The 2,141-nt window shown below is 60.5% G+C and carries 3 protein-coding genes; all 3 read left to right on the top strand.

Features of this window, described 5'->3' with window-relative positions; genetic code table 11:
- Positions 1-671: Na+/H+ antiporter NhaA (locus AC2VNK_RS10125; RefSeq protein ID WP_486883666.1), on the top strand; the 671-nt coding region annotated here is incomplete at its 5' end.
- Positions 668-1,495 carry a carboxylating nicotinate-nucleotide diphosphorylase gene (nadC, locus tag AC2VNK_RS10120; RefSeq protein ID WP_486883665.1) on the top strand — a complete coding sequence of 276 codons (828 nt, stop codon included), beginning with the start codon at positions 668-670 and terminating at the stop codon, positions 1,493-1,495. The genes AC2VNK_RS10125 and nadC, both read left to right, overlap by 4 nt.
- 131 nt (positions 1,496-1,626) lie before the next feature.
- The coding region (locus AC2VNK_RS10115; protein ID WP_486883664.1) for a TetR family transcriptional regulator C-terminal domain-containing protein at positions 1,627-2,141 on the top strand (515 nt) is incomplete at its 3' end.

Below are 2,141 nucleotides of genomic sequence, written 5' to 3'. Positions count from 1 at the left end.
TGCCCTTTTGGTATTTCGTCATGCTGTCGGGGGTGCATGCCACGGTCGCCGGGATACTGCTGGCTTTCACCATACCGGCACGCGGTCGCATCCGGCCCGACGAGCTGGCCGACACCCTGAATGCCCGCGGGCAAAATCTGCGGGATATCATCATCCATAGCAGGCGTCTTGACCCTCTGGTGAACGACCAGCTCGCCGGCATCATCCAGAGCGTGCAACACAGCAGCGCCGCCGCCCTCGCACCCCAACAGCGCCTCGAACATGCGGTTCAACCCTGGGTCACCTTCGGCGTTATCCCCATTTTTGCCTTGGCCAACGCGGGCATCAACTTTGCGCAGGTGTCCACCGGAATGCTGTTGAGTACGGTCACCCTCGGCACCTGTCTGGGTCTGGTGTTGGGCAAATTTATCGGAATCAGTCTCAGTAGCTGGATCGCGGTACGCCTCAAAATTGCGCGCCTGCCCCACGGCGTACAATGGCGGCACCTGCTCGGCGCCGCCTGGCTGGGCGGAGTCGGCTTCACCATGTCCTTATTTATCAGCCAACTGGCCTTCACTGACCATAATCTGCAAGAAGAAGCCAAGCTGGGCATTCTCCTCGCCTCCCTGATCGCCGCCATTATCGGTCTGACCTGGCTCTTCTGGGTCGGCCGCAACGAGGTTTCCGCATGATTCCTGCTGATTTATCGCGCACCGTACAACACGCCCTTTCCGAAGATATGGGCAGCGGCGACCTGACGGCGGCACTCATCCCTGCCGCCAATCGTCTCAGTGCCCGTATCATCAGTCGTGAAAAGGGGGTTCTCTGCGGACAGGCGTATGCCGAGGCCACGTTTGCCGCCCTCTCGCCAGCAATCCAGATCAACTGGCAAGTCGCCGAGGGTGTAACTGTTGCCCCCGATCAAGTCTTCTGCACCCTGGAAGGCCCCGCGCGCGCTGTACTTTCCGGAGAGCGCACGGCGCTGAATTTTCTGCAGACCCTCTCCGGCACCGCGACCCAGGTTCGCGTCTGTGCCAACGCCCTGAGCGGCCATAAAACGCGGCTCCTGGATACCCGCAAGACCATCCCCGGCCTGCGTCAGGCCCAGAAATATGCGGTACGCGTCGGCGGCGGTCATAATCACCGGCTGGGTCTTTACGACGGCATCCTCATCAAGGAAAACCATATCGCCGCCTGCGGGGGCATCACCGCAGCGCTGACGGCGGCATGGCAAATCGCCCCGGCGCTAACCCGCATAGAAATTGAAGTAGAAAATCTGAGTCAGTTGGAAGAAGCGCTGAGTGCAGGTGCCGACATGATCCTCCTCGACAATTTCTCCCTGGAGGATTTGCGCCATGCCGTGCAGCGGGTCGCCGGGCGTCTGCCCCTGGAGGCTTCAGGAAATATGGGCCCGCACAATATCGCCGAGGTGGCAGCCACCGGCGTGGATTTCATTTCCGTCGGTAGCCTCACCCGCCATCTGCGCAGCCTGGATCTGTCGCTGCGCTATCTCTGAGCGTTCCTCCGCTCAGGCACGCGCCGCCGCATCCAGGCTGCGCAGGGTCTCATCCGCACCTGCCGCAGCCGTCGGGGATGCCCATACAAATTTCTTGACAAGATACCGCTTGGTCGGTATCTTCTAACTCCATGATGATACAAGCCATACGAAAAACCCGTAATCCGGAACAGACGCGTAGCGATCTGCTGAGTGCCGCCTACACCGAGATTCTGGAGTCCGGCTTTCAGGCAGCCAGCCTGGAACGCATTCTTGCCAACACCTCGGTAAGCAAAGGTGCGCTTTACCACCACTTCGGCACCAAACGCGAACTGGGGCTGGCCGTGGTCGAAGAAGTGATTGCACCACAGCTTGCAATACGCTGGTTTGCCCCTTTTGCCGAGCACGATGACCCTTTGGTCAGCCTCCAGCGTATTCTCGAAGAAAAAATCAATACCGCCGACGAATCAGTCATCCGGTACGGCTGCCCCCTCAACAATCTCATTCAGGAAATGAGCCCCCTCGATGAGGCGTTCCGCTGCGGCCTGCAGCAGATTCTCGACCGCTGGGTCGCGGTCATGGCCACCGCCCTGGCCGAGGGGCAGGCCGCCGGCAAGGTGCGCGCCGATGTTGAGGCGAAAGAGGTGGCGCTCTTCATCGTTGCCGC

It is taken from the genome of Acidithiobacillus sp. TH-A35 (assembly GCF_057473505.1).
The sequence above is the reverse complement of the archived record's forward strand: the minus strand, read 5'-3'. Positions and strand labels throughout refer to the sequence as shown.